This window comes from Actinoplanes sp. NPDC049668 (assembly GCF_044465445.1).
Classification (GTDB): domain Bacteria; phylum Actinomycetota; class Actinomycetes; order Mycobacteriales; family Micromonosporaceae; genus Actinoplanes.
This window is the reverse complement of record NZ_JBITLR010000002.1, coordinates 156749-183494: the sequence shown is the minus strand read 5'-3', so window position 1 is coordinate 183494 and position 26746 is coordinate 156749. Positions and strand designations below refer to the sequence as shown.

The 26746-nt window shown below is 73.7% G+C and carries 20 protein-coding genes; 13 read left to right on the top strand and 7 right to left on the bottom strand.

The annotated features are described in order from the left end of the window. A partial coding sequence (locus ACIBSW_RS07925) for an N-acetylmuramoyl-L-alanine amidase (RefSeq protein ID WP_404799271.1) occupies positions 1–1642 on the top strand: 1642 nt, incomplete at its 5' end. A 66-nt stretch (positions 1643–1708) separates the two neighbouring features. On the opposite strand, the gene ACIBSW_RS07920 is transcribed toward ACIBSW_RS07925, so the two are convergent. After that, entirely contained in the window at positions 1709–3370 is a 1662-nt protein-coding gene (locus ACIBSW_RS07920) for an acyltransferase family protein (RefSeq protein ID WP_404799270.1), read from the bottom strand. Between the two features lie 291 nt (positions 3371–3661). Here ACIBSW_RS07920 and ACIBSW_RS07915 point away from each other — a divergent pair, with 291 nt between their 5' ends. Continuing rightward, positions 3662–4495 (top strand): CAP domain-containing protein, encoded by an 834-nt coding sequence (locus ACIBSW_RS07915; protein WP_404799269.1) that lies wholly within the window; start codon positions 3662–3664, stop codon positions 4493–4495. Positions 4496–4688: 193 nt separating this feature from the next. Then, positions 4689–5450 carry a L,D-transpeptidase family protein gene (locus ACIBSW_RS07910; RefSeq protein ID WP_354730371.1) on the top strand — a complete coding sequence of 254 codons (762 nt, stop codon included), beginning with the start codon at positions 4689–4691 and terminating at the stop codon, positions 5448–5450. A gap of 55 nt (positions 5451–5505) precedes the next feature. On the opposite strand, the gene ACIBSW_RS07905 is transcribed toward ACIBSW_RS07910, so the two are convergent. Continuing rightward, entirely contained in the window at positions 5506–5685 is a 180-nt protein-coding gene (locus ACIBSW_RS07905; RefSeq protein WP_354730369.1) for a hypothetical protein, read from the bottom strand. A gap of 224 nt (positions 5686–5909) precedes the next feature. Between ACIBSW_RS07905 and ACIBSW_RS07900 the strand changes: the two genes are divergently transcribed. The 4 genes from ACIBSW_RS07900 (at position 5910) to ACIBSW_RS07885 (ending at position 10312) form a co-directional block, all read left to right on the top strand. Then, on the top strand, positions 5910–7250 hold the full coding sequence (locus tag ACIBSW_RS07900; RefSeq protein ID WP_404799268.1) for an efflux RND transporter periplasmic adaptor subunit: 1341 nt from the start codon (positions 5910–5912) through the stop codon (positions 7248–7250). Beyond that, positions 7247–7954 carry an ABC transporter ATP-binding protein gene (locus tag ACIBSW_RS07895; protein WP_354730367.1) on the top strand — a complete coding sequence of 236 codons (708 nt, stop codon included), beginning with the start codon at positions 7247–7249 and terminating at the stop codon, positions 7952–7954. The genes ACIBSW_RS07900 and ACIBSW_RS07895 overlap by 4 nt, the downstream gene beginning before the upstream one ends. Next, a complete protein-coding gene (locus ACIBSW_RS07890; protein WP_354730365.1) occupies positions 7951–9135 on the top strand; it encodes an ABC transporter permease in 1185 nt (394 codons plus the stop codon). Before ACIBSW_RS07895 ends, ACIBSW_RS07890 begins: the two co-directional genes overlap by 4 nt. Before the next feature lie 118 nt (positions 9136–9253). Next, on the top strand, positions 9254–10312 hold the full coding sequence (locus ACIBSW_RS07885; protein ID WP_354730363.1) for a GGDEF domain-containing protein: 1059 nt from the start codon (positions 9254–9256) through the stop codon (positions 10310–10312). Here ACIBSW_RS07885 and ACIBSW_RS07880 read toward each other — a convergent pair. The 5 genes from ACIBSW_RS07880 to ACIBSW_RS07860 form a co-directional block, all read right to left on the bottom strand. Further along, entirely contained in the window at positions 10278–14453 is a 4176-nt protein-coding gene (locus tag ACIBSW_RS07880) for a hypothetical protein (RefSeq protein ID WP_404799267.1), read from the bottom strand. The genes ACIBSW_RS07885 and ACIBSW_RS07880 overlap by 35 nt on opposite strands. Before the next feature lie 786 nt (positions 14454–15239). Next, positions 15240–15677, bottom strand: a complete 438-nt coding sequence (locus ACIBSW_RS07875; protein WP_354729999.1) for a hypothetical protein — start codon at positions 15675–15677, stop codon at positions 15240–15242. A 107-nt stretch (positions 15678–15784) separates the two neighbouring features. Beyond that, complete coding sequence (locus tag ACIBSW_RS07870; RefSeq protein WP_354730001.1) at positions 15785–16756, bottom strand: pirin family protein; 972 nt, start codon at positions 16754–16756, stop codon at positions 15785–15787. Positions 16757–16802: 46 nt separating this feature from the next. After that, positions 16803–17213 (bottom strand): TIGR03618 family F420-dependent PPOX class oxidoreductase, encoded by a 411-nt coding sequence (locus tag ACIBSW_RS07865; protein ID WP_354730003.1) that lies wholly within the window; start codon positions 17211–17213, stop codon positions 16803–16805. A 73-nt stretch (positions 17214–17286) separates the two neighbouring features. Further along, positions 17287–18723: a DUF2252 domain-containing protein gene (locus tag ACIBSW_RS07860; protein WP_354730005.1), complete on the bottom strand. Its 1437-nt coding sequence runs from the start codon at positions 18721–18723 to the stop codon at positions 17287–17289. 187 nt (positions 18724–18910) lie between these two features. On the opposite strand from ACIBSW_RS07860, the gene ACIBSW_RS07855 reads away from it, so the two are divergent. From ACIBSW_RS07855 to mmsA, 6 genes are all read left to right on the top strand, one after another. Further along, positions 18911–19924, top strand: coding sequence for a LacI family DNA-binding transcriptional regulator (locus ACIBSW_RS07855; protein ID WP_354730007.1), 1014 nt, complete (start codon positions 18911–18913; stop codon positions 19922–19924). 167 nt (positions 19925–20091) lie between these two features. Continuing rightward, positions 20092–21726: a ribulokinase gene (araB, locus tag ACIBSW_RS07850; RefSeq protein ID WP_354730009.1), complete on the top strand. Its 1635-nt coding sequence runs from the start codon at positions 20092–20094 to the stop codon at positions 21724–21726. Further along, positions 21723–22397, top strand: a complete 675-nt coding sequence (locus tag ACIBSW_RS07845; RefSeq protein ID WP_354730011.1) for an L-ribulose-5-phosphate 4-epimerase — start codon at positions 21723–21725, stop codon at positions 22395–22397. The genes araB and ACIBSW_RS07845 overlap by 4 nt, the downstream gene beginning before the upstream one ends. After that, the gene (araA, locus tag ACIBSW_RS07840; RefSeq protein ID WP_354730012.1) at positions 22394–23884 is read left to right on the top strand and encodes an L-arabinose isomerase; all 1491 of its coding nucleotides are present in this window, start codon (positions 22394–22396) and stop codon (positions 23882–23884) included. Before ACIBSW_RS07845 ends, araA begins: the two co-directional genes overlap by 4 nt. 126 nt (positions 23885–24010) lie before the next feature. Continuing rightward, positions 24011–25141, top strand: coding sequence for a multiple monosaccharide ABC transporter substrate-binding protein (gene chvE / locus ACIBSW_RS07835; protein ID WP_354730014.1), 1131 nt, complete (start codon positions 24011–24013; stop codon positions 25139–25141). 75 nt (positions 25142–25216) lie between these two features. Beyond that, positions 25217–26746: a multiple monosaccharide ABC transporter ATP-binding protein gene (gene mmsA, locus ACIBSW_RS07830; protein ID WP_354730767.1), complete on the top strand. Its 1530-nt coding sequence runs from the start codon at positions 25217–25219 to the stop codon at positions 26744–26746.

Genomic DNA, 26746 nt, shown 5'->3' with positions numbered 1-26746 from the left:
CGACCCGAGCGACCCGGCGACGGCGACGGTTGCGCCGAGCGAGAGTGCCGAGCCCGCCGCGAGCACCGCGGCCCCGGCCGGCACCACCGCGGCGCCGGCACCCGCGACCACGACCGCGGCGCCGGCCAAGGGCATCGCGGCGGTCGCGCGGGTGCCGCTGCCGTCGTATACCAGCCGGGCCGGGTGGGGTGCGGGTCCGGCGCGGGTCGAGCCGGCGGTCGCCGACGCCGTGGACGTGATGTTCGTGCACCACACCGCGGACGGCGGCAACACCTACAACTGCGCGGACTCGCCGGCGCACGTGCGCGCGATCCAGGCGTACCACATGAACAGCCAGGGCTGGGACGACATCGGCTACAACTTCCTGGTCGACCGCTGCGGCACCCTCTTCGAGGGGCGCGGGGGCGGCGTCGACCGGGCGGTCATCGGGGCGCACACGTACGGCTTCAACACCGGGACCGCCTCGATCGCGGTGCTGGGCACCTACACGACGGAGAGCGCGGCCGAGCCCGCTCGCAAGATCATCTCGCAGGTCGCGGCCGCGCGGCTCACCGCGTACGGATTCGATCCGGGTACGACCGCGGAGCTGACCGAGCGCGCGACCGACGGCAAGTTCCCGCATCTGTCGGTGCAGACGTTCCAGCGGGTCTCCGGGCACCGCGACGGCGTCAACACGGTCTGCCCCGGTGACCGCCTCTACGGGCAGCTGCCGGCGATCCGGGTCGAGGCGTCGGCGCGGGTCCTGGGCTTCAAGGCCGGCGCACCCACCGGGGGCGTCTCGTCCGGCGGCAAGTACTACGTCAAGGGCCGGGCCGGCCTGGCCTGGTCGGCGGCGACGCCGTCGGAGTCGATCGCCCGGTTCGAGCTGCTGGTCGACGGCGCGGTCCGTGCCACCCTGGCCGGGACCGCCCGTTCCGGGTCGGTCGACGTCCCATCCGGTACGCACCGGCTGCAGGTACGCGCGACGCACGTCAGCGGCAACGCGGACACGACGGCCGCCGCGACGGTCATCTCGGACGTGACCCTCCCGGTGATCGCCGCGCCGTGGCTGAGCCTGCGCACCGGTACGGTGAGCACGACCTCGGTGCCGGTGTCGGTGAACTTCAAGGCGTCCGACAACGTCAAGGTGGCCTGGGTCGGCGCCACGTCCCCGTCGAAGGCGACGCTGCCGGCGACCGCGACGAAGTGGCAGACCTCGGCGAAGCCGGGCGCGGTGGTGACCTTCGGCCTGTCCGCCAAGGACCTGGTGGGCAACGTCCGCAACGCGTCGGTGACCCGCACCTCGGCGCTGCTGGCGGAGACGTCGGCGAAGAAGACGGGCACCTGGACGAAGAAGTCGGCCACGTCGCACCTCAACGGCAAGGCGCTGTACGCCTCGAAGAAGAACGCCAAGCTGACGTTCACCTTCACCGGGCGCTCGGCGGCGCTGATCGTCGGCCGCTTCAAGAACTCGGGCAAGGCGACCGTCTACCTGGACGGCAAGAAGGTGTCGACGATCGACACCAAGGCCGGGAAGACGACGTACCGCCAGGCGGTCTGGGCCAAGAGCGCGGCGTACGGCAAGCACACGGTGTCGATCGTGGTGCTGGCGACCAGCGGCCGACCGGGCGTCACGGTCGACGGCCTCGCCTACGTCAAGTAGGGGTATCCGGCGGCGGGGACGCGACCATCACGGGTCGCGTCCCCGCCGTTCGGCGTTCCGGGTGACTCAGCGGCCCTCGTCGGAGTCCCCGCCGAACCATGACGTCGCCGCGGCCGGCTCGTCGCCGTGCCCGCGGGACTGGCCGGGCGGCGCGATCCGGGCGCGCAGGTCCTGGCGGCCGGTGCCGTCGAGGCGCTGCCCGCCGTCGGGCAGCCCGAACGCCACGGCGGCCTCGGGATACGGCGCGACCGGCGGCCTGCCGTACCCGTCGGCGCCGGGTGCGGACCACGGCGCCACCTGCTCGCGGCCGGAGTAGCCGTCCGGGGCCGGTGCCCAGGTCGCCTGCTCGGCACCGTGAGCCGCGGGCACGGACGCGCCCGCGGGAACGCTGTCCGGGGCTGGTGCCCAGGTCGCCTGCTCGCCACCGTAAGGCTCGGGCACGGACGCCACCGGCGGCTCGGCGTAGTCGCCGCCGTGCCCGGGCCGGGTCACCGGCATGCCGGACATGGCGTGGTCCGCCGGGGCGGCCGCTCGGCGGCGGGGTGTCCGGGGTGCGTCCGGGGCCGGCCCGGGATCCCGGTCGTCGTCGGACCCGACCGCGACCGAGTCGGGCTCGAGCCCGAACCCGTTGGACCTGGTCCGTCCGCCTCGGGTGCCCGGCTCCGCCGCCGGCTCCGCGGCCGCCCGGCGCCGACCGGAGGTCGGCCACAGCGCGGGGCGGCGCCGCGCCGCGACGTCCTCGACCCAGCCGAGCGTCAGCACCGCCATCATCGTCAGCACGACCGACGCGACCAGGTCGACGGGACCGTCCATGATGTCGAGATCGTCGAGCGCCAGCACGGTCAGCACCGGCCAGATCGCCGCGATCGCGATGTTGTGCCACAGGTAGATCGTCACCGCCCGGGCGTTGACGAAGTCGACGACGCCGTCGAGCACCCGGTTCCTCGCCAGCCAGGACATGTCGGGCTGCCAGCGCAGGGCCAGCAGCACGAACGCCAGGGACCACAGTGCCTGCGACTCCGACACCTCGTTCAGGTCGTAGCCGTCCTCGCCGCCGTGCCCGCGCAGCCAGTACAGCGCCAGGCAGCCCATCGCCGTCGCCGCGCCGAGGACCACCACCGGGCGCAGGCGGGCCAGGCGGCCGTCGTGGTGCGCGAAGCCCGCGATCCAGCACGCGCCGTAGGTCGCGAAGTCCCACATGGCCGCGTCCGCGCGGCCGAACGGCAGCGAGTACCCGGTCTTGTCGAGGAAGGCGATCAGGAGGATCGGCGCGGGCACCGCGGCCCAGCCGATCTTCTTGTACGCCAGGTACATCAGCGGCGACAGCACCACGAACCAGAGGTACGCCCGGATGTACCAGAGGGGTTCCCACACGTCGATGCCGCGTTCGCTGCCCGGCGGGTCGCCGATCGGCAGCAGCCACAGGCCCAGCTTCCAGGTGAACGGCTCGTCGCCGCCTTCCTCGTGGGTCCAGCCGAGGTACAGCATGGCCGGCACCGCGATCAGCGCAAGCGCCCAGAGCGGCGGTAGCAGGCGGCGCAGCCGGGAGGTGATCACGCTGCCCGCCGACCGTTTGTCCAGCGACGCTGCGGTCAGCGATCCCGCGAGGGCGAACATGATGCCCATGGCGGGCAGCAGGATCGACAGCCACGGCCAGCCGAACAGGTGGTAGACGATCACTCGGACGATGGCGGCGGCCCTGAGCAGATCCAGGTAACGATTGCGCACCGCAGAACGCTAGCGATGCGCGTGCCCGCCGATGAACCTCCGGATCGGCTCTCATGTAGACCCGCGTGGGTTACCCCGAAGGAATGAAGTGTCCGTTTTCTCCGTGCGACTGTGCGTTCGCCGTGATCCGTTGCGGCGGGCATAACCGCAGGTCAGCGCGCATTGTGGCAGAGCTTCCGGCGCCGGGAGGCCGAAACGGGGGGCAGTCACCCGGTGGATGGTTGTGACGTTGGGCCGTCTTGAGAGCGACGTGCACGGGGCGCGGCGCCGCGAGCAGAGGGAGAGAACGGGATGCGCAGACCTGCTCTCGTAGTGGCCGCCGCGGTCTCGGCGGTACTGGCCGGCGGGATCATGGTGGCCACCACCGCCGGCGCGGAGGAGACTCCGGACACCGTGTCGGTCCCGTTGATCCAGTGGCCCGACCTGTCGGCGGTTCCGCAGCTGCCCGCCCTGGGCGCGCCGGACGCGCCGGACCTGCCGGACGTCGCGGACGCTCCCGCCGTACCGGATGATCCGGACCCGGATGCCGCGCAGGACGAGCCCGCCGACGATGCCGGAGCGGCCCGGCCGAGCGCCGCGGCCGGCCGGCCGGCCCGGCCCGCCGCCGATGACGACGCGGGCGATCCCGCCGTCGACGACGACCGGCGGAACAAGTCGAATCAGGCGGGCCGGCCCGGTTCCCCGGCCGCGGCGCAGCGGGACGTCACGCCCGACCAGGCACTCTCCGCGGACCCGCGCAGCACGGTGCAGCAGCAGGCCCTCGACCTGGTCAACCAGCACCGCAGGCGCGGCGGCTGCGGCGAGGTGACCGTCGACCGCCGGCTGATCCTGGCCGCCAACCGGCACGCCTCCGACATGGCCCGGCGCGGGTACTTCGCGCACGAGGACCTCAGCGGCGACCGCGCCGGTGACCGGGTCGAGGCCGCGGGCTACCAGTGGTCGCGCTACGGCGAGAACATCGCGCGGGGCCAGGAGAGCGTCTTCGAGGTGGTCGACGGGTGGATGCACAGCCCGGAGCACCGCGAGAACATCATGGATTGCCGGCTGCACCAGGTCGGCCTCGGCCTGGCCTTCGCCGGGGACCGTACCTCCTACTGGGTGCAGGACTTCGCCACCCCGCAGTGAGCAATGTCAACCCGGCCACGGGCCAGAGGTATCCGTGCGGTTGACCGGCGCCGGGAGCCGCCGCCCGGGCCACGGTGAAAAGGCTGTGTGACCTGTATCCCCTGGATTCGTGCCAGGGGTCAACCGGATGATCTTCCCAGGTGTGCGCGTGTGCTTCTATGTGTGCGCACACAAACTCCTGGGGAGGACCATTTTGGGAGGGCAGCGGGTATCCGCACGCCTCGCCGCGGCCGTCGTCGCCGCGGCGGTCGGCGGTGGGCTCGGGGCTGTCGCCCTGACCCCGGCCGCGGCTGGTGCCGCGGTCCGGACGGTCGGTGCGGCGCCGATTACCGCCGTCGTCGTCACGAAGGCCGCCGCGGCTTCGTGCTCGACGGGCAAGTATCAGAAGCAGGTCGAGGGCTACCTCAAGAAGATCGGTGGCTACGGCACCGTGACGGTCGACGGCAAGCAGTCCGCCGCCGACTGCAAGGCGATCAAGAAGTTCCAGAGCCGGTTCGGCATCAAGCCTGCGGCGGGGCTGGCCGGCCCCACGACGTACGGGGTGGCCAAGCGCATCGCCGCCACCAAGACGTCGAAGTGCAAGGCGAAGAAGTCGGGTTACACGTTCTGCGTCGACCTGACGAACCAGACGACCTGGGTGATGAAGAACGGCAAGGTCTACGCCAAGCCGACGGTCACCCGGACCGGCATGAAGGGCTACCGGACGCCGGCCGGCACCTTCAAGATCAATAAGCGTACGAAGAAGGAATGGTCGGACCCGTACGACGTGTGGCTGCCGTACTGGCAGCGCTTCATCGGCGGCCGGGGGTTCCACCAGACGACCACTTACATCCACGACGCGTGGCGTGGCTCGCACGGTTGCGTCAATCTGCTGCCGTCCGACGCCAAGAAGTACTACAAGATCGGCAAGATCGGCATGACGGTGAAGGTGATCGGCCGGCGACCCGGCACCTGATCCGAGCAGTGGTGACGAAGGGCCCGTCGGCGCAGCCGGCGGGCCCTTCGTCGCGTCAGGCGGCGTGCGCCAGCCGGGCGTGGGTGGTGAGGACGTCGAACCTGGTGAAGGCCTTCTCGTCGCCGGTCGCGGTCAGCACGCGCAGCCCTTCGCGGGTCAGCGTGTAGGTGACGTCGGTGAAGCGGCTGACCGTGTCGTCGTGGTGCACCACGGTCAGTTCGTCGGCGCGTGGCATGGGCCCGTCCTTCGGTACGTGGTTCCGGCAGGTGACCCCGAGTACGGGTGCCACCGGCGCTCGGTTCAAATGGCCGGTTCAGCGTCGCGCCGGCCGGTGAGCTGCGCAGTCGCCCACCTGTCGGGCGCCAGGGCGGATAACCGACATCCCGTCGGTATCTCCCGGCCCGGACCGAAAACGATCCGGTGGGGGCCCGGTCGCCGGCCCGGATTAGAGTGGCGCTCGTGTTCCGGCCTCGACGTCGCACCGTTGTCCTGCTGGTCGCCTGCGCCCTGCTGCCGCCGCTGACCGCGGCCTCCTGCGGCGACGAGCCGTCCGGTGTCGCCCTCGGCACGGCGGCCCGCGGCACCGTCGCGGAGATCGTCGAGGCGTCCGGATCGGTCACCGCCCGCGCCGCCGCAACCGTCAGCTCGCCCGCCGCCGGTACCCTCGCCGAGCTGCGCTTCGACGCCGGGGACAAGGTCACCAAGGGCCAGGTCGTCGCGGTGATCGACTCGCCGGCCGCCGACCGGCGCCTGCGCGACGCGACCCGGGCCGTCGACGCCGCCTCCGCCGGTGGCGTCTCGGCCGGCGGCGGCACCGCGGGCTTCCGGGCCGCGCAGCGCCGCACCGACGCCCGCGCCGACCGGGCCTTCGCCGCCGCCCGTGACGCGGCCGGGGAGGTGACCGACGCCGAGCTGCGTGCGGCGCTGCTGGTCCAGGTGACGGCCGCCCGGCAGCAGTACCAGGCCGCCTCCGAGGCCGCCGGCGCCGCGGTCCGCTCGGTGCAGCGCGGCGTCGCGAGCCTCGGCGAGGCGGTCAACGCCCTGACCGCCGCGCAGCGGCTGCAGGCGCAGCAGGCCTACGACCTGGCCGAGGCCGCCGTCGACGCGCTCACCCTGCGCGCGCCCGTCTCCGGCGTCGTCCAGTTGGGCGGCACCGCATCGGGCGGCACCGCGTCGCTGAGCGACCTGCTCGCCGACCCGGGCGCGGCCGCCGGCGCGGCCCCGGCGCAGGCGCCGCTGAGCGGGGTCGACTCCGCGGTGCCGGTCGGCGCCGTCGTCGGCGCGGGCACCCCGATCCTGACCATCGTCGACACCGGCCGGCTCGGCCTGGCCGCCGAGGTCGACGAGACCGACGTGCTGCTCGTCGAGCCCGGCGGCCAGGCCACCGCGGAGCTCGACGCCGCCACCGGCGCCAGCTACGAGGCGACCGTGCGGGCCGTCGACCTGCTGCCCACCACCTCCGCCCGCGGCGGGGTGTCGTACCGGGTCCGGCTCACCCTCGGCAAGGGCGGCTACCCCGACGGCCGGGCCGCGCCGACCCCGCGGCCCGGGATGAGCGCGATCGTCCGCCTGCGGGTACGCGAGGCCGCCGACGCGGTGACCGTGCCGGCGTCCTCGATCGTCTCCTCCGGCGGCCGCGACACGGTGTGGGCGGTCCGCGGCGGCCGGGCCGAGCGGGTACCGGTCACCCTCGGCGTGCAGGGCGAGGACGTCGTGCAGGTGGTCTCCGGCATCGACGCCGGCCAGCAGCTCGTGGTGGGTGGCGCGGACCAGGTCAGCGCCGGGCAGACCGTGCCGTGAGCGGCACGCCCGCGATCGTCGCCGTCGACGTCACCCGGACGTACCAGCTGGACGGCGTCTCCGTCGCCGCGCTGCGCGGCGTCTCGCTGACCGTCCCCGAGGGCGACTACCTGGCGATCGTCGGCACCTCCGGCTCCGGCAAGTCCACCCTCATGCACCTGCTCGGCGGGCTCGACCGGCCGACCGGCGGCACCCTGCTGATCGGCGGCCGCGACGTGGCCACGCTCTCGCCGCCGGAGATGGCCCGGCTGCGCAACGAGACCATCGGCTTCGTCTTCCAGTCGTTCCACCTGCTCGCCCGCACGACCGCCCGCGACAACGTCGCCCTCCCGCTGGTCTACCGCGGCATCGGCCGCCGCGAGCGCCGGGCCCGCGCCGCCGAGATGCTCGAGCGGGTCGGCCTCGCGCACCGCATGGACCACCGGCCCAACCAGATGTCCGGCGGCGAGCAGCAGCGGGTCGCCATCGCCCGGGCCCTGGTCACCACCCCGGCCGTGCTGCTCGCCGACGAGCCGACGGGCAACCTCGACAGCACCACCGGCCAGGCGGTGCTCGCCCTGCTCGAGTCCCTGCACGCCGAGGGGGTCGCGGTCGTGCTGGTCACCCACGACCGAGAGGTCGCGGCCCGGGCCGGCCGGCAGATCGTGATGCGCGACGGCCTGATCGTCGACCCCGCGCCGGACGGCGGGGAGGGCGCCGCATGAGGCTGGCCGAGGCCTGGCGGGTCGCCCTCGACGCGCTGCGCGCCAACCGGCTGCGCAGCGTGCTCACCATGCTCGGCGTCGTCATCGGCGTCGCCGCGGTGGTGGCGCTGGTCGCCATCGGCACCGGCACCAAGCAGCAGATCGAGCAGCAGGTCGAGGGCCTCGGCTCCAACCTGCTCATCGTCGTGCCCGGCCGGCTCGAGGCCGGCTCCGCGCCGTCGGTGTCGACGCTCTCGCTCGACGACGTCGAGGCCGTCGGCCGGGTGGTCGGCGACCCCGGCCGGGTCGCGGTCACCGTCGCGTCCGGCGAGACCGTCCGGGCCGGCAGCCGGAGCACGTTCGCCAGCATCCAGGGCGTCCTGGAGACTACCCCGACCGTCTTCGTCCGCCGCCTGGACCGCGGCGGCTACCTGACCCGTTCCGACGTCAGCACCGCCCGCCGCGTCGCCGTGCTCGGCGCCGGGGTCGCCACCCGGCTCTTCGGCGACCGCGACCCGATCGGCCGCCAGATCACCATCGGCGGGGTCCGGTTCCGGGTGATCGGCACGTTCGAGCGGCTGGGCCAGAGCCTCGGCGTCGACCGCGACGGCGAGGTGCACATCCCCGTCACCGCCGCGCAGCGCCTGCTCGGCACCGACCGCATCGACGCCCTCGCCATCCGCGCGCCGGACCGCGAACGCATCGACGTGCTGGGCCGCGACATCGTCGCCGTCCTCGGCGAACGCCACCCGGACAGCGACTTCAGCGCCGTCACCCAGGAGCAGATCCTCGGCGTCCTCGGCGACATCCTCGGCGTGCTCACCGGGGTGCTCGCCGCCATCGCCGGCATCAGCCTGCTCGTCGGCGGCGTCGGCGTCTCCAACATCATGCTGGTCTCGGTCCGCGAGCGGACCAGGGAGATCGGCCTGCGCAAGGCGGTCGGCGCCCGGCCCCGCGACATCGGCCTGCAGTTCCTGCTCGAGGCCGTCCTGCTCACCACGATCGGCGGCGTCATCGGCATGGCGCTGGGCATCTCCGCCGCGCTGCTCGTCGACCGGCTGTCGCCGGTGCCCGCGGCCGTGACCTGGTGGTCGCTGGCCCTGGCGTTCGGGGTGTCGGCGCTGGTCGGCATCGCCTTCGGGGTCGTGCCCGCGCAACGGGCCGGCCGGCTCGACCCGGTCGTCGCGCTGCGCACCGAATGAGCGGGCATCCGGGCCGCGCCGGCAGGCGCCGCCCGGCGCGCGACACGGTGACGCCGATCGCGCCGGGATGAGGCCCGAAAACCTCAACTCAGCGGCCAGGGGAGCCGATCGACGACTTGTGGGGCACCAGCGGGGCTTCTTCGCCTACCAGCTTCGCGACCTGCACGGCGCCTCGCGCTCGGTCGTGTACCTGACGCTGGCCGGATCCCCGTACGTGCTGGCGACCTGCGTCGTGAACTCGCACACCGGCGCCGTCGGCATCACCGCCGGGATCGCCACCAGCGTGATCATGGCGCTGGCCGGCCTCGGCAGCTGGCGGATGCCCGCCCGGATGCCGCGCCTGTTCTGGTTCGCCGCCCCGATCCTGAGCACCCTGGCGATCTCCGGCCTCAACCTCGCCACCCGCGACGCCTCCACCGGCGCGCTGCTCTTCTTCCTCTGGCCCGTCCTGTACGCGGCCAACTTCCTCAGCAGCCGCATCGTGTTCCTGAACCTGGCGCTGGTGTTCGCCGGCGCCGCCGCCACCGTCTTCGTGATCCTCGGACCGCGGTCCGGCCTCGCCGACCTGGCCGCGACGGTCATGGCCATGTCGATGGCGGCCACGGTGGTGCACACGCTGCGCAACCGGGCCGACCGGCTGCGCGACGTCCTCGAACGGCAGGCGCACGTCGACCACCTCACCGGCCTGGCGAACCGCCGCCATTTCGACGAGGAGCTCGCGCGCGCGGGCAAGTGGGCCCGGAGCACCGGCGGCCCGCTGGCGCTGCTCACCGTCGATCTCGACCACTTCAAGGCGGTCAACGACACCTTCGGCCACGCGGAGGGCGACCAGGTGCTGCAGGCCGTCGCCGTCGCCATGCACGCCGCCGTCGGCGAGGACGGCCTCGCGGCGCGCCTGGGCGGCGACGAGTTCGTCGTGCTGCTGCGCGCGGACCGGCGAACCGCCGCCGCGGTGGCCGACGGGCTGAGCGCGGCCCTCGCCGCCCGGACCGACCTGCCCGGCGGCCCGCCGGGCCTGAGCATCGGCATCGCGGTCCTGCCGGACGACGCCGGCGACGTCGACGAGCTGGTGGCGGCCTCGGACGCGGCGCTCTACGAGGCGAAGACCTCCGGCCGCGGTCGGGTGGCCATGGTCGGTACGACTAGCCCTGTTCCGGTTCCTGCTCCGCCGCGTTGACCAGGCCGAGGATCTCCCGCCGCGAACGCGGGTACGGGCCCCACCCGTCCCGCAGGACGTGGATGTAGACCGACTCGAGCGCGACGTCGATGCGCTGCGCCAGCTCCTGATCGTCGGGTGCGCCCAGCCGTACGGCGCGCGCGAAGTGATCGAGCGCCTCCATGTGCCGGCCCTGGTCGAAGGCGCTGCGCCCGGCGTTCTCGTGCACGACGCTGCGCAGCAGCTCCGGCGCCTCGGAGCCGGCGGCCCGCTCGAACAGCCGGTCGGCCTCCATGTGGTCGCCGCGTAGCCGCAGCACGTGCGCCAGCTCGGCCTGCGCGATGACGGTGGCCTGCACGTCGCCCGAGGACTCGGCGTGCGCCAGGGCCAGGCGGCTGGCGGCGGCGGCCATGCCCAGCTCCTCCAGGAGGCGGTAGACCTCCGCCCGTACGCTGAGCAGCCCCGCCTTGGCGACGTTGTCCTGCTCCGCGGAGAGCGGGCCGTCGAGCCGTTCCCCGAGTACACGCAGGGCGTCCTTGTCGTCCACGACCTCGCGCAGCGTGGCGCCGTCGAGGCGCCAGCGGATCGCCGCCAGATCCTCCGGACCCAGCGCCCCGGTGCCGTCGTCGGCGGCCGGCCCGGCCTCGGTGGGTTCCGGACCGGGTACGAGCCGGGCCTCGTCCTTCACCGGCGCGCTGGTGTCCAGGTCGGGGGCCACGCCCTCGGGCTCGGCGGGGGCGGCGGCCGCCGGGTCGATCTTGGGGGTGAACCAGGTCGGCCCGAGGTCCGCGTCGGCGTACCGGGGTGGCGCCGTCGGCCCGGAGGTCATCAGGCGGCCGATCGGCACCGCGAACGCGGCCGGGTTCGGGCCGGGCCGGGCCGCCTTGGGTACCTCGCCCTCGCCCTCGGCCAGGCGGGCGGCCTCGGCCTCGCGGGCGGCCTGCGTCAGTCGTGCCGCCTCGGCCTGGCGGGCCTCCTCGGCGGCCTGGCGTGCGGCCTCGGCCTCGCGCGCGGCCAGCAGCTGCCGCTCGGCCTCCGCCTGCCGCGCCGCCGCCGCCCGGCGCGCGGCCTCCGCGTGCTGGTCGGCCTCGGCCTGGCGGGCCGCGATCGCCGCCTGCCGTGCCGCCTCGGCCCGGCGGGCCTCCTCCTCGGCCCGGCGTGCGGCCTCGGCCCGGCGTGCGGCGTCGGCCTGCCGCGCGGCCTGGCGTGCGGCCTCGGCCTGGCGTGCGGCCTCCTCGGCCCGGCGGGCCTCCTCCGCCCGGCGCGCCGCCTCGGCGGCCTGGCGCGCGGCCTCGGCCCGGCGGGCGACCTCCGCCTCGTGCGCGGCCACCTCCGCCCGGCGGGCGGCCTCCTCCGCCTGGCGTACGGCCTCGGCGTGGCGGGCCGCCTCGGCGGCGTGACGCGCGGCCTCCGCCTGGCGTGCCGCCGCGGCCTGACGCGCGGCCTCGGCCTGCCGGGCGGCCTCCGCCTGGCGTGCCTCCTCCGCCTGCCGGGCGAGCTCGGCCTGGCGCGCGGCCTCGGCCTGGCGCGCCGCCTCCTGCGCCCGGCGGGCGATCTCGGCCTGCCGGGCGAGCTCGTCCTGCCGGGTGTGTTCGGCCAGGCGCAGGGCCTGCTCCAGCTTGCGGTCGGCCTCGGCGCGGCGCTGCACGTCGGCGAGCTGCGCCGCGGCGGCCCTGGCCTGCTGCTCCTCGGTGGCCCGCCGCGCGGCCTCGGCCTGCCGGGCCGCGTCCGGGTGCTGCCGGGGTGCGCCCGCCGACCGGGCCGGGAGCACCTCGCCCTCGATCACCTGGTGGCGTCCCGCCGACGGCTCGTCCGGCCGGTACTGCGGCTCCGCGAGACGGCTCTGCGGCGCCTGGTCCGAGGCGTGACGCGGGGGTACGTGCGCCCCGGCGTCCGGCGTGCCCTGCGGCGTCCCGCCGACGACCGGCAGCTCGCCGGTCGTCGCGGCCAGGTCGTGCGGTGCGGCCGGGGACGACGGCCGGGACAGGCCGACCGTCGGGGCGTCGCTGGTCGGGGCGCCGTGGCGCGCCTCGAGCACCTCGCCGCTGATCGCCGCGGCGGGCGGGATCGCGGCGCCGGGCGGGATCGGCTGCGCGGCCGGGTGGCCCGGCGCCGGCATGCTGCTGACCGGCCGGTCGTAGGCCGTGAACTGGGGCTGCGGCGATCCGACGGTCGGCGCGGTCCGTGTCGGCGGGCGCTGCGACGGCGGTACGGCGGTCGGCGCGCCGTCGGAGGTGATCATCGCGGTGCGTGGCCCGCCGACGATCGGCCGCTCGGCGGTCGAGCCGTCGTCGAAGGAGGACCGCCCGCGCGGCGCGGCCTGTGCCGGGTCGGCCGGCGCGGGCCGACGGCCGCGCGGCGGCGCGGTGCGCGGGTCCTGAGCGGGCGCGGGGGCGCCGGCGGTGTCCGGCTGGCCGGCCCAGGGCGTGAACGGCGGCGGGGCCTGCGGCGCCGCGGGGGTCGGCCGCACGCCGGGCGCGTTCTGCGGCGGGGCCGCGGCGGCGGGCCGGCGGATGGGTGCCGGCGCCGACGGCGGAACCGGCGGCGGCGCGGCGGCCGGCATGACCGGCGGCCGGTTCTGCGGCGCGGGCGGGACGGCGGCCGGACCGCCGGGCGCGCGCCCGGGCGGCGGCTGGGTGCCCGGGCGGCCGCGTGACGGGTCCGGGCCTGGTCCGCGTCCGCGGTCGAGGGCGGCCGGGTCGAGGGGTGTGGGGCTGGGCGGCGGCGGGGTGCCGGGGCGGCCGCGCGAGGGGGCCGGGCCTGGTCCGCGTCCGCGGTCGAGGGCGGCCGGGTCGAGGGGTGCGGGGCTGGTCGGCGGCGGGGTGCCGGGGCGGCCGCGCGAGGGGGCCGGGCCTGGTCCGCGTCCGCGGTCGAGGGCGGCCGGGTCGAGCGGTGCGGGGCTGGTCGGCGCCTCGCCGGGCAGGCCGGAGGGCGAGATGAAACCGACCCGTGGCCGGCGCGGGCCGGCCGGTGCACCCGGCGCGTGGACGCCCTGGTCGTACGCGGCGGGGTCCGCGGGCGCGTCGTACGGCGCCGGCGACGCCGGACGCAGGACGTCGGCGGACGCGGCGGGGGTCTTCGGCACGTTCGGCGGCGCCGGCGTCACCACCCGCGGCGCGGCCGTCTGCGGCGGCGCGTCGACGACGCGGGGCGGCGCCGGCGGCTCGGCCTTCTTGATCACGCGCGGCGTCGCCGGCGGCGTCGCCTTGCTGATCACCCGTGGGGCGGTCGGGGGAGTGGCCCGGCTCTTGACGCGCGGGCCCTCGCCCGGCGTGCCCGTCTCGGCCGTCCGGTCGCCGACCTGCGGCCCGGCGGCCGCGGCGGCGGGCTGCTCGGACCACGGCTCCGGCCGGGACGCGGCGGGCAGGTCCGGACGCGCGATGCGTGGGTCGCCGCCGGGCTGCGCCGCGGCCGGGCGCCCCGATGGCACCTGGCCCGGCCGTACGGGCGGACGACGGTCCTGCCCCGGGGTGTCGTAGGTGCGCGGATCCGGCCGGCGCTCGTCCGGCGAGACCCGGGCCCGGCCGGCGGCCACGTCGGGCGCCTCGGGCACGTCGCGCCGGGTGCGCGGGTCGTATCCGTCGCGGTCGCGCGCCGGCTGGTTGCGGCGCGCGGCGATGTGGCGGCGCTGCTCCTCCCAGTCCTGTGCGTCGAACTCGCGGTCGTCGTACTCGAGCTCGTCGAAGTCGAGGCTGCGGCGCTGCCAGCCCTCGGCGCCGGGCGAGACCGGGGCGGCGTCGAGGTCGGCGGGGGCGAACGAGGGGTCGTCCAGCCAGCCCGGGCGCTCACCGTCGAAGGCCGAACTGATCCGCTTGTCGCGGTTCGGTGACCGCTGGTAGCCGGCCTCCCGCCGCTGACGGCGGCGCTCGGCGAGCTCGTCGACGCCCGGATCGAACGAATTGACCGGGGTGGACGCCGGGGTGGGCACCGGCGCGGACTGCGGGGCGGGCAGCGGGGCGGACACCGGGTCCGGCGCATCGCCGAAATTGTCGTCTTCGATGTATTGGGTGCGCTGCGCCGGCCGGCGGGTGTCGGCGCCCCACCGGGCCAGGACGGCGTCCGCATACGGGTCCCGCGCCGTGGCGGCGGTGTCCGTGTACCGCGACCTACGAGGGCCGTCGTCGTACTCGGATTCCCAGTATTCGTCGTCCTCGAAGCTCATCGGGTCACCCCGCGACGGCCCTCGGGAGCGCGCGAAACAGGATGCGCCGAGCCGGCCCGCTGCCGCATACGTGCCCCCCGTCATCGCCGCCGCGTAAACGCACCACGCGTCCCGTGACGCCTTCCGTGCGGACTGACTTGGAAGGTTAACCACGGGTTTGCGCGCAGCGCCACCGCCCGCGGAGGCGCGTCACCCGACCCACGGACGGCCGTTGCGCCCGGGACCGGCCCCGGCGCCGCGGCCCGCCGGGAGTGTTCCGTCAACGGACAGTACGGGCCGGCGCGCCGAGCGGTTCAATCGCCGAGGTAAGCGGTCGTGGAACGTTCGGGGCGCCTGACGGAAAGTGACCGCCTCGGATGCGGTCCGCGACATTCCATGAACGGTTTCCATTGTTACGCGGACATGGCGGGCCGCAGAAGTTAAGCCATTCTTAATGGCCCGCTGAGGAAAGCGACGGAAATGGTCCCGGGTGGACCGTCCCGGCCGTCGCCGGCGCGATCACGGAACGTGACCGTGGCGAGGGACACGTCTCCGCGCCGCGGATCATGGACCCGGTCGATGTCATGGTTGGAGCCGCGGGCCGGTCCGACGATGTACCGGCCCTGCGGCATGTCGGCGGGCCGCGGCCACCGGCCCGCGCAGTGACCGATACCCGACACCGATGGTGTCCACCCCGAACTCCCGGCCGGCGGCCACCGTCCCCCTCGAACGCCGCCATCAGCCGGGACACAGAAACGGCGGCGGGTGCACACGCCGCCGTTTCGACCTACCTCGGGCCCCGACGGGTCAGAGGCGGCCGTCCCTCGTGAACGGTCCGACGGTCGCCGGCAGTACCAGCCCGGCGTCCGCCAGCGCGCGCAGCAGCCGGCCGAGCTCGGTCCGGCTCAGCGTGCCGTCCGGCGCGGGCTCGCGGTGCGGCACGTCGAGCGCCTGCGCCGCCTCGACGGCGCGCACGCTGATGGCGGCCTCGACCGCCCACAGCCGGTGCGCCCGCATCGCGATGTGCGCGGAGCGGGTGAGCTCGTCGTGCAGCCGTAGCAGCCGGCGCAGGTCGGCCGCGAGCTTCTCGATGGGCAGGCCGATCGGCACGGCCTGGTGTTCGGCGTGCCGCGGCCAGACCTGGACCAGCGCGGCGCACCACCGGGGTGCGTAGACGACCACGGCGCCGATCAGGGTCGGTGTGACGGTGATGAGGGCGAGCTTGCCCAGGTCGAGCAGGTTCATGGTGAACTCCTTCAGCCCGCGTGCACGGCTGTCCCACTGACGATCCGCCCGCCCGCGACCACCGTCAAGCCGGGTTTGTGCGATTCGCCGTGGCGGATCTTCCCAGCTCAGCGCGTGCGGCCCCGGGCGACCAGCCGGGTGCTCGGCATCGGCGGCGCCGGGATGTCGGGCCCGTCGTAGCCGCGCACCCGCCCGAAGCGGCCACCGTCCGACCGGGACTCCCAGGCCTCCCGCGCCGCGACGATCTCGTCGTGGTCGCGGCCGACGAAGTTCCACCACATGACGATCCGCTCGCCGAACGGCTCGCCGCCGATCAGCAGGAGCCGGGTCGCCGGGCCCGCGGCCAGGCGCACCCGCTGCCGCCCCGCGCCGAGATAGAGCAGCGGCCCGGGCACGACCCGCGCGCCCTCGACGGTGGCGTCCCCGTCGAGGACCAGCACCGCGTGCTCGAAGTCCGGCCGCAGCGGCAGCGTCGCGCCCCCGTCCGGGGCCAGCGTGACCTGCGCACCCACCAGCGGCGAATGACAGACCGCGGGGGAGACCTCGCCGGCCAGCTCGCCCATGAGGACGGTGGCGGACAGGCCGCCGGCGGCGACCACCGGCAGGTCCGGGTGGTGCGTGAACGAGGGCGCCACGTCCCGGGCGGCGCCGGGCAGGGCGACCCACAGCTGCACGCCCTGGAGCACCGGGCCGTGCGCGGCGGGAGTCTGCTCGGAGTGCGAGATGCCGCGCCCCGCGGTCATCAGGTTGAGCCGGCCGGGCCGGATCTCCTGGACGTTGCCGAGGCTGTCGCGGTGCAGGACCTCGCCGGCGACGAGCCAGCTGACGGTCTGCAACCCGATGTGCGGATGCGGCCCGACCCGCATCCCCGGCGACCCGGCCAGCGTGTGCGGCCCGTACGCGTCGAGGAAGCACCACGCGCCGACCATCCGCCGGTGCTTGTTGGGCAGGGTCCGGGTGACCTCGAATCCCCGGGGCCCGCCGAGCGCGACGGGCGCGCCCTCCAGCAACTCCGTGCCCTCCGGCGACGGCGGCACGACCGGGCGGTCGACCTCGGGATCCGCTTCGAGACTGCTCACCGTCGAAAACTACCGCCGGGCTCCGACGATTATCACCGGTACGGCGTCAGAGTGGAGCGCCGAGGCTCACCGACCCGATCACCCGGGTGATCGTCACCTCGATCGCCACCCGCTCCGGGTTGGGGCGCGGCTGCCGGTAGCGCACGGCGTAGCGGCGGACCGCCTCGGCCACCGACTCCGGGTCGTCGCGGACCACGGCCTTGCCCTCGATCGTGCTCCAGCGCGCGCCGTCCACCTGGCAGACCGCCACCCGGTCGCCGCCCGCGAGGACGTGCCGGACCTTCGCCGAGCCCCGGAACGCGATGATCCGCAGCAGCCCGGCCGCCGGGTCGACCGTCGCGCCGACCGGGACGACGTGCGGCGAACCGTCGGCGCGCAGCGTGGTGAGCGTGCAGAGGTGCCGCTCGGTCCAGAACTCCAGCACCGCCGGAGCCGAGAGCTCCAACCGACCGCTCATGACATCGCCTCCGCTGGCGCTCCGGCGATGACAAGAGCTCGGCACTGAGTTGATGATTCGCTCGCAAGCTCGCTCATGCCTTCTCCTCTGCGGGTAACAGTCCTTTGCGGACGGCGTCCACCAGGCACTGGTGGTCGCTCTCGACCTGGTCCGCGTACGCGCGGGCGAACCGGGCGAACATCTCGTCGAGCTTGTCGCTGCCGCCGATGTAGCCCGCGATCATCGACGCGCCGCTGGTCCGGGCGTGGCTCTTGGCGAGCAGGTAGCCGCAGATGCCCGCGTAGTCGCCGAGCGCCGCCGCGTCGATGCCCTCGACCAGGATCGCGCCCTTCATGTCGCGGAACTGTCGCACGTAGAACTGCCGGTCGCCGATCGTGGTCCAGCCCAGCAGCGGGTCGCTGACCGTCTGCAGCGCCTGCTGATACTCCACCACCCGCTGGCCCTGGTGGCGGTGCCAGGCCGAGTCGCCGTGCTGGTGCTTGGCGATGACCGACCGGCGGGCCTGCTTGAGCTGCAGGAACACCACGTCGTCCGGGCTGCTGCCCTCGCACAGCGCCACGTAGGCCCGCAGCCCGACCGAGCCGACCCCGACCACCTTGTGCGCGATGTCGACGATCCGGTAGCCGGCCAGGATCCGGGTCCAGTGCGGCGGCAGCGTGTTCAGGTAGCCGTCCAGCGCCGCCGCCAGGTGCGCGTACTCCCGGTCGCTCGGCCTGGTGATCAGCGGCGGTTCCTCCACCAGCCGGACCGTGCCGTCGCCCTGTGCGTTGGTGAAGCGGGGCAGCGCGCGGTCGCTGGTGCGGCGCCGGGCCCGGCGGGCGGCCCGTTCGATCTCCTCGCGGAAGCCGGCCTTGGTGGCCGCCTTGCGCAGGTCGTCCACGTCGAGGGCGGCGAAGGAGCGGCCCAGCAGCGGCTGCGCGGCGAGGTGGCCGATCTGCTCGCGGTACTCCGCGACGCAGTGCCGCACCGCGTCCGCGCAGGCGTGCTCGCGGAAGCCGTTCTGCCGTCCGGCGACCCAGACGCTGGTGACGAGCCGGCGCAGGTCCCACTCCCAGGCGCCCGGGTGCGCCTCGTCGAAGTCGTTGAGGTCGAAGACGAGTTCGCGCTCGGGGGAGGCGTAGAAGCCGAAGTTGCCGAGGTGGGCGTCGCCGCAGATCACCGGCGTGATCCCGGTGTACGGCAGGCCGGCGAAGTCGTCGGCCATGATGTTCGCCGAGCCGCGCAGGAACGCGTACGGCGAGGCGAGCATGCGGCCGACGCGTACCGGGATCAGCCAGGGCAGCCGGCCCTGGTGCGCGTCGGTCAGCTGCCGGATCGGGTCGACCCGGTCCGGCGCGGGCCGCCAGTCGGCCAGGTCGGTGCGCGGCGAGCGTTCGCGCAGGGAGCGGCCGAGTTCGTAGCGCGCCGCGCGGGGCCGGGCGGGGGTGCGCAGCGAGGCGAAGCCGCCGTCGCCGCCGGTGCCGGGCACGGCGTCGCCGCCGTTCGGCGACAGAGCCGGGGCTGCGTTCATCTCCGATGAGCCTACGGCGCGGCCTCGGAAAGGGGGAAACGGGCAGGTTGACGCCGATCTTGTTATCGCTAACAATTACCGTCGGGCTCATCGCGCGGGACGGCCCGCGCCGCCGGTAACCGGCCGCGGGGATCCGCGCGGCGCCGGTACGGTCACTCATCGGGTCGCGACGGGTACAGGAGCGGCGATGGACGTCAAGGCAGCGCGCAGCCCGGCCATGACCGATGTCGCGCGGCTGGCGGGGGTCTCCCACCAGACCGTCTCGCGGGTGCTCAACGACCATCCCAACGTGCGCGAGCAGACCCGGCTGCGGGTGCGTGCCGCCATCGCCGAGCTCGGTTACCGCCCCAACCGCGCGGCCCGGGCGCTGGTCACCGGCCGCTCCCAGCTGATCGGCATCGTCGCGCAGAACAGCACCCTGTACGGCCCGGCCTCGCTGCTGGCCGCGTTCGAGCAGGCCGCCGCGGAGGCCGGGTTCGCGGTCAGCGTCGGCAGCGTCGGGCGCCTGGACCGGGAGTCGATCGCCGGCGCGGTCGAGCGGCACCTGGATCAGCGCGTCGCCGGGCTGGTGGTGATCGCGCCGGTCAAGTCCGCCGACGACGCGCTCGAGGACATGCCGGCCGGCGTGCCGCTGGTGACGATCGACGGCGATCCGCAGCGTTCGCACACGCTCGTCACCGTCGATCAGGTTGCCGGCGCCCGGGCCGCGACCGAGCACCTGCTGGCCGCGGGCCACCGCACGGTCTGGCACATCTCCGGGCCGGTGGACTGGTATGACGCGGCCGGGCGGATCGAGGGCTGGCGCGGCGCGCTGCAGGACGCGGGCGCCGAGGTGCCGCCGCTGATGACCGCCGACTGGTCGGCCTCGTCCGGCTTCGACGCCGGGCGGATGCTGGCGCGGATGCCCGAGGTCACCGCCGTCTTCGCCGGCAACGACCATCAGGCGCTCGGCCTGCTGCGCGCGTTCAGCGAGCACGGCCGCCGGGTGCCGCACGACGTCAGCGTCGTCGGCTTCGACGACGTGCCCGAGGCGGCGTTCTTCATTCCGCCGCTGACCACGGTCCGGCCGGACTTCGACGCGGTCGCCCAGGCGGGCCTCGACCTGCTGCTGGCGCAGATCACCGACGAGGCCGCGCCGCCGAACCGGATCGTGATCGCGCCGACCCTGGTCCAACGGGCGAGCGTGGCCCCGCCCGGCTGACCGCGACCGAGACCGTAAACGTTTTCGGCGGGGTTGCCCCGATGTAACCGTCCATCCCGTTGACATCGTAAATGTTAGCGCTCACACTCGGACCACGCCGCTGGCGTGCGCTCTGCGACCACACGGGCGGCACGCCAGGATCCCCCCTTCGCGGAGGTACAACACTCATGCCCGTCGCTGGTTCCGAGACCTATGTGATCGGCGTCGACTTCGGCACGCTCTCCGGGCGGGCCGTCGTCGTCCGCGTCTCCGACGGTGCCGAGCTCGGCTCGGCCGTCCACGACTATCCGCACGCCGTGCTCACCGAGGCACTGCCCGACGGCACCCCGCTCGGTCACGACTGGGCGCTGCAGGTGCCGGGCGACTACCTCGAGGTGCTGCGCGAGGCCGTGCCCGCCGCGGTGCGCGCCGCCGGCGTCGACCCGGCGCGGGTGGTCGGGATCGGCACCGACTTCACCGCGTGCACCATGATTCCGACGCTGGCCGACGGCACGCCGCTGAGCGAGCTCGAGGGTCTGGCGGACCGGCCGCACGCGTACGTGAAGCTCTGGCGCCACCACGCCGCCCAGCCGCACGCCGACCGGATCAACCAGCTCGCCGCGAAGCGCGGCGAGGCCTGGCTGCCCCGGTACGGCGGCCTGATCTCCTCGGAGTGGGAGTTCGCCAAGGGCCTGCAGGTCCTCGAGGAGGACCCGGAGATCTACCACCGGATGGACCGCTGGGTGGAGGCCGCCGACTGGATCATCTGGCAGCTCACCGGCGCATACGTGCGCAACGCCTGCACGGCCGGGTACAAGGGCATCCGCCAGGACGGGCACTACCCGGCGCCGGACTTCCTGGCCGAGCTGAACCCCGCCTTCGCCGGCTTCGTCGCCGACAAGCTGGACCAGCCGATCGGCGAGCTCGGCGACGCGGCGGGCACGCTGACGGCGCGCGCCGCCGCCTGGACGGGGCTGCCCGAGGGCATCGCCGTCGCGGTCGGCAACGTCGACGCGCACGTCACCTCCGCGGCCGCGCAGGCGCTCGAGCCCGGCCAGCTGGTCGCCATCATGGGCACCTCGACGTGCCACGTGGTGAACGGCGACGAGGCCGTCGTCGTGCCCGGGATGTGCGGGGTGGTGGACGGCGGCATCGTCGCCGGGCTGTGGGGCTACGAGGCCGGGCAGAGCGGGGTCGGCGACATCTTCGCCGCCTACCTGCGCCACCTCGCGCCGGAGTTCACCCACGAGCGGCTGACCGAGCTGGCGGCGCGGCAGCGGCCCGGCGAGCACGGGCTGATCGCGCTGGACTGGCACAGCGGCAACCGCTCGGTGCTGGTCGACCACGAGCTCTCCGGCCTGCTGATCGGCGAGACCCTCGCGACCCGGCCGGAGGACGTCTACCGGGCGCTGATCGAGGCGACCGCCTTCGGCACCCGCACGATCATCGAGACGTTCGGCCGGGCCGGCGTGCCGGTCAACGAGTTCATCGCCGCGGGCGGGCTGGTGCGCAACGAGCTGTTGATGCAGATCTACGCCGACGTGCTCCGGATGCCGCTTTCGGTGATCGGCTCCGAGCAGGGCCCGGCGCTGGGCTCGGCCATCCACGCGGCGGCCGCCGCGGGCGCGTACCCGGACGTCCGCTCGGCCGCGGCGGCGATGGGCCGCAAGCAGGCCGCGGTGTACCGGCCCGACCCGCGGGCCGCGGACGTCTACGACGATCTGTTCGCCGAGTACACCCGGCTGCACGACTACTTCGGGCGCGGCGAGAACAAGGTCATGCGCAACCTGCGGGCCATCCAGCGCCGGTCGGTCTCAGCATGATCGGCACGGACGCGATCAACGCGATCCGCCGGCAGGTGGCGCAGCTGCACGCCGAGCTGCCCCGCAACGAGCTGGTGGTCTGGACGGCCGGCAACGTCTCGGCCCGGGTGCCCGGCGCCGACCTGCTGGTCATCAAGCCGTCCGGGGTGCGCTACGACGAGATCACCGCCGACAACATGGTGGTCACGGACCTGGACGGCAACCTGGTCGACGGCGAGCTGAGCCCGTCGTCGGACACCGCCGCCCACGCGTACGTGTACAAGCACCTGCCGCACGTCGGCGGCGTCGTGCACACCCACTCCACGTACGCGACGGCCTGGTCCGCCCGGGGCGAGGCGATTCCGTGCGTGCTGACGATGATCGCCGACGAGTTCGGCGGCGAGATCCCGGTCGGCCCGTTCGCGCTGATCGGCGACGACTCGATCGGCCGCGGCATCGTCGAGACCCTGCGCGGGCACCGCTCGCCGGCCGTCCTCATGCGCAACCACGGCGTCTTCACGGTCGGCGCCACCGCGAAGGCCGCCGTCAAGGCCGCGGTCATGTGCGAGGACGTCGCCCGGACCGTGCACATCTCGCGCCAGCTCGGTGCGCCGGTACCCATCCCGCAGACCGACATCGACGCCCTCTACCACCGGTACCAGCACGCCTACGGACAGGAGTCCACCCGATGAAGCCCCAGATCTGGTTCCTCACCGGCAGCCAGCACCTCTACGGGCCCGAGACCCTGGACCAGGTCACCTCGCAGTCGCAGCAGATCCAGCAGCTGCTCACCGCCTCGGGCGGGATCTCCGCCGAGATCGTCAGCCGGCCGGTGCTCACCGACAGCGCGGCGATCCGCACGGTGATGCTCGAGGCCAACGCCGACCCGGCCTGCCTCGGCGTCATCGCCTGGATGCACACGTTCTCGCCGGCCAAGATGTGGATCACCGGGCTGGACGCGCTGCGCAAGCCGCTGCTGCACCTGCACACCCAGCTGAACCAGGCGCTGCCCTGGGCGTCCATCGACATGGACTTCATGAACCTCAACCAGGCCGCGCACGGCGACCGGGAGTTCGGCTACATACAGACCCGGATGAGCGTCGCCCGCAAGACCGTGGCGGGGCACGCCGCCGACCCGGGCGTGGTGGCCCGCATCGACGGCTGGGCCCGGGCCGCGGCCGGCGTGCAGCGCCTGCGCAGCCTGCGGCTCGCGCGCTTCGGCGACAACATGCGCGACGTGGCGGTCACCGAGGGCGACAAGGTCGAGGCCGAGCTGCGATTCGGCGTCTCCGTCAACACGTACGGCGTGAACGACCTGGTCGCCGTCGTCGACGCCGTCCCGGACGGCGAGATCGACGCGCTGGTCGCGGAGTACGCGGACGCGTACCGGCTGGACCCGGCGCTGGCCCGCGGCGGCGAGCGGCACGACTCGCTGCGGTACGCGGCGCGGATCGAGGCCGGCCTGCGGCAGTTCCTCACCGCCGGCGGCTTCGGGGCGTTCACCACCAACTTCGAGGACCTCGGCGGCCTGCGCCAGCTGCCCGGCCTGGCCGTGCAGCGGCTGATGGCCGACGGCTACGGGTTCGGCGGCGAGGGCGACTGGAAGACCTCCGCCCTGCTCGCCGCCGTCAAGGCGATGGGCGAGGGCAGCGGGCGCGGCACCTCGTTCATGGAGGACTACACGTACCATTTCGGCCCCGGCGAGCAGAAGATCCTCGGTGCGCACATGCTCGAGGTCTGCCCCAGCATCGCCGCGGCCCGGCCGTCCTGCGAGATCCACCCGCTGGGCATCGGCGGCCGCGAGGACCCGGTGCGCCTGGTCTTCGACGCCGCGCCCGGCCCGGGCGTGGTGATCGGCATGGTGGACCTCGGTGACCGCTTCCGGCTGGTCGCCAACACCATCGAGGTGACCGCGCCGGACGAGCCGCTGCCGAAGCTGCCGGTCGCCCGCGCCGTGTGGAAGCCGGCGCCGTCGCTGGCCACCTCCGCGGAGTCCTGGCTGACCGCCGGCGGGCCGCACCACACCGTGCTGACCCAGGGCGCCGGGGTGGAGTCGCTGCGCGACTTCGCCACGATGCTGCAGACCGAGCTGCTGCTCATCGACGAGCGCACGAACACATATGACTTCGCCGACCGCGTCCGGTGGAACCAGGCTTATTACCGTCAGTTCGCAAGGTAGGTCGCAGAGCGGCCGAATGTAACGCACCGCTAACAACCGTGTTCAGGATTGTTTACTTCTGAGCGGACGTGCGGGAAAGTTCCCTCGTCGCGTGCGTCCGCGACCCCCCATCGCAAGGAGAGATCGATGAAGTTGACCCGACTCGCGTCGGTGGCCACGGCCATGACGCTGGCGGCGGCCATGGCCGCCTGCGGTTCGAGTGAGAAGACGGCCGACCAGGACACCGGCACCGGCGACAACAGCGGCGCGCTCGTCGGCGTCACCATGCCGACGCGCTCCTCCGAGCGGTGGATCGGCGACGGCGACAACCTCAAGAAGCAGCTCGAGGCCAAGGGCTACAAGGTCGACCTGCAGTACGCCGAGGACGACATCCCCACCCAGGTCAACCAGCTCGACAACCAGATCACCCGCGGCGCCAAGCTGCTGATCATCGCGTCCATCGACGGCACGGCGATCACCACGCAGCTGCAGAGCGCCAAGGAGAAGAACATCCCGGTCATCGCCTACGACCGGCTGATCCGCGACAGCCCGAACGTGGACTACTACGCCACCTTCGACAACTTCAAGGTCGGCGTGCAGCAGGCCACCTCGCTGCTGGTCGGCCTGAAGCTGCTGAAGGAGGACGGCACCACCAAGGGCGACGCCAAGGGCCCGTTCAACGTCGAGCTGTTCGCCGGCTCGCCGGACGACAACAACGCCACCTTCTTCTTCAACGGCGCGATGTCGGTCCTGCAGCCCTACATCGACGCCAAGACCCTGGTCGTCAAGAGCGGTCAGACCGACTTCAAGCAGGTCGCCATCCTGCGCTGGAAGCCGGAGACCGCGCAGAAGCGCATGGAGGACCTGCTGACCTCCACCTACAAGGGCGGCGTCAAGGTCGACGGCGTGCTGTCGCCGTACGACGGCCTGTCCATCGGCATCCTGTCGGCGCTCAAGAGCAGCGGCTACGGCACCAGCGGCCAGCCCTACCCGGTCGTCACCGGCCAGGACGCCGAGGTCGCCTCGGTGAAGTCGATCATCGCGGGTGAGCAGTTCGCGACCATCTACAAGGACACCCGCAAGCTCGCGGACACCACCGTCCAGATGGCCGACGCGGTCCTCAAGGGCGAGAAGCCGCAGACGAACAACGACAAGGACTACGACAACGGCGTGAAGGTCGTCCCCGCGCAGCTGCTCGACTCGGTCATCATCTACAAGTCGAACTACGAGAAGGAGCTCGTGGCGTCGGGCTACTACCAGGCGTCGGACCTCCAGTGATCCGAACCGGCGCCCGCCGCTGAGCTCTCAGCGGCGGGCGCCGGTCCCTTCGCGTGCCGACCCTGGGGGATGAGCATGAGCGACACCATCCTGCAGATGCAGGACATCACCAAGACGTTTCCCGGGGTCAAGGCGCTCCAGGACGTCAATCTGTCCGTACGCCGCGGCGAGATCCACGCGATCTGCGGCGAGAACGGCGCCGGCAAGTCGACCCTGATGAAGGTCCTCTCCGGGGTCTACCCGCACGGCTCCTACGACGGAGAGATCACGTTCGAGGGCGAGCCGTGCAGCTTCGGCGGCATCCGCGACAGCGAGCACCGCGGCATCGTCATCATCCACCAGGAGCTGGCGCTGGCGCCGCAGCTGTCCATCGCCGAGAACATCTTCCTCGGCAACGAGCAGGCCACCCGCGGCCTGATCGACTGGAACCGCACCAACCACGCCGCGGGTCAGCTGCTGGAGCGGGTCGGGCTGCGGGAGAACCCGGTCACCCCGATCATCGACCTCGGCGTCGGCAAGCAGCAGCTGGTCGAGATCGCCAAGGCGCTCTCCAAGGAGGTGCGGCTGCTCATCCTCGACGAGCCGACCGCGGCGCTCAACGACGAGGACTCGGCGCACCTGCTCGGCCTGCTGCGCGGACTGCGCGACCACGGCATCACCTGCGTGATCATCTCGCACAAGCTCAACGAGGTCATGGCGATCGCCGACCGGGTGACCATCCTGCGCGACGGCCGCACCATCACCACGATGGATCTGGTCGCCGACGAGGTCACCGAAGACAAGATCATCTCGGGCATGGTCGGGCGCGACCTGGACCACCGGTACCCGCCGCACGAGTCGCGGATCGGCGAGGAGGGGCTGCGGATCGAGGACTGGACCGTGCACAGCCCCACCCAGCACGGCCGCGTGGTGGTCCGCAACGCCAACCTGAGCCTGCGCCGCGGCGAGATCGTCGGGCTGGCCGGGCTGATGGGCGCCGGCCGCACCGAGCTGGCCATGAGCGTCTTCGGCCGCTCGTACGGCACCGGCATCTCGGGGCGGATCTTCAAGGACGGCAGGGAGATCCACCTGCGGACCGTGCGTGACGCGATCAAGAACGGCATCGCGTACGCGACGGAGGACCGCAAGCGGTTCGGCCTGAACCTGATCGAGGACATCAAGCGCAACATCTCCGCGGCGGCCCTCGGCAAGCTCGCCAAGCGCGGCCTGGTGGACGAGAACGAGGAATACAAGGTCGCCGGCGACTTCCGCACGAGCATGAACATCAAGGCGCCGAGCGTGCTGAGCATCACCGGCAAGCTCTCCGGCGGTAACCAGCAGAAGGTCGTGCTGTCCAAGTGGATCTTCACGAACCCCGACGTGCTGATCCTGGACGAGCCGACCCGCGGCATCGACGTCGGCGCCAAGTACGAGATCTATACGATCATCAACCGCCTGGCGGACGAAGGTAAGGCGATTTTGGTCATCTCCTCGGAGCTGCCGGAGCTGCTCGGCATCTGCGATCGCATCTACACGCTGTCGGCGGGCCGGATCACCGGCGACGTGCCGCGGCACGAGGCCACCCAGGAAGGCCTGATGACGCTCATGACCAAGGGAACGGAGTAA

Coding starts and splice junctions, on each gene's coding strand:
- araA (WP_354730012.1), top strand. CDS start 22,394: ATGAAGCCCCAGATCTGGTTCCTCACCGGCAGCCAGCACCTCTACGGG.
- araB (WP_354730009.1), top strand. CDS start 20,092: ATGCCCGTCGCTGGTTCCGAGACCTATGTGATCGGCGTCGACTTCGGC.
- mmsA (WP_354730767.1), top strand. CDS start 25,217: ATGAGCGACACCATCCTGCAGATGCAGGACATCACCAAGACGTTTCCC.
- ACIBSW_RS07915 (WP_404799269.1), top strand. CDS start 3,662: ATGCGCAGACCTGCTCTCGTAGTGGCCGCCGCGGTCTCGGCGGTACTG.
- ACIBSW_RS07845 (WP_354730011.1), top strand. CDS start 21,723: ATGATCGGCACGGACGCGATCAACGCGATCCGCCGGCAGGTGGCGCAG.
- ACIBSW_RS07860 (WP_354730005.1), bottom strand. CDS start 18,723: ATGAACGCAGCCCCGGCTCTGTCGCCGAACGGCGGCGACGCCGTGCCC.
- chvE (WP_354730014.1), top strand. CDS start 24,011: ATGAAGTTGACCCGACTCGCGTCGGTGGCCACGGCCATGACGCTGGCG.
- ACIBSW_RS07890 (WP_354730365.1), top strand. CDS start 7,951: ATGAGGCTGGCCGAGGCCTGGCGGGTCGCCCTCGACGCGCTGCGCGCC.
- ACIBSW_RS07855 (WP_354730007.1), top strand. CDS start 18,911: ATGGACGTCAAGGCAGCGCGCAGCCCGGCCATGACCGATGTCGCGCGG.
- ACIBSW_RS07865 (WP_354730003.1), bottom strand. CDS start 17,213: ATGAGCGGTCGGTTGGAGCTCTCGGCTCCGGCGGTGCTGGAGTTCTGG.
- ACIBSW_RS07905 (WP_354730369.1), bottom strand. CDS start 5,685: ATGCCACGCGCCGACGAACTGACCGTGGTGCACCACGACGACACGGTC.
- ACIBSW_RS07875 (WP_354729999.1), bottom strand. CDS start 15,677: ATGAACCTGCTCGACCTGGGCAAGCTCGCCCTCATCACCGTCACACCG.
- ACIBSW_RS07880 (WP_404799267.1), bottom strand. CDS start 14,453: ATGAGCTTCGAGGACGACGAATACTGGGAATCCGAGTACGACGACGGC.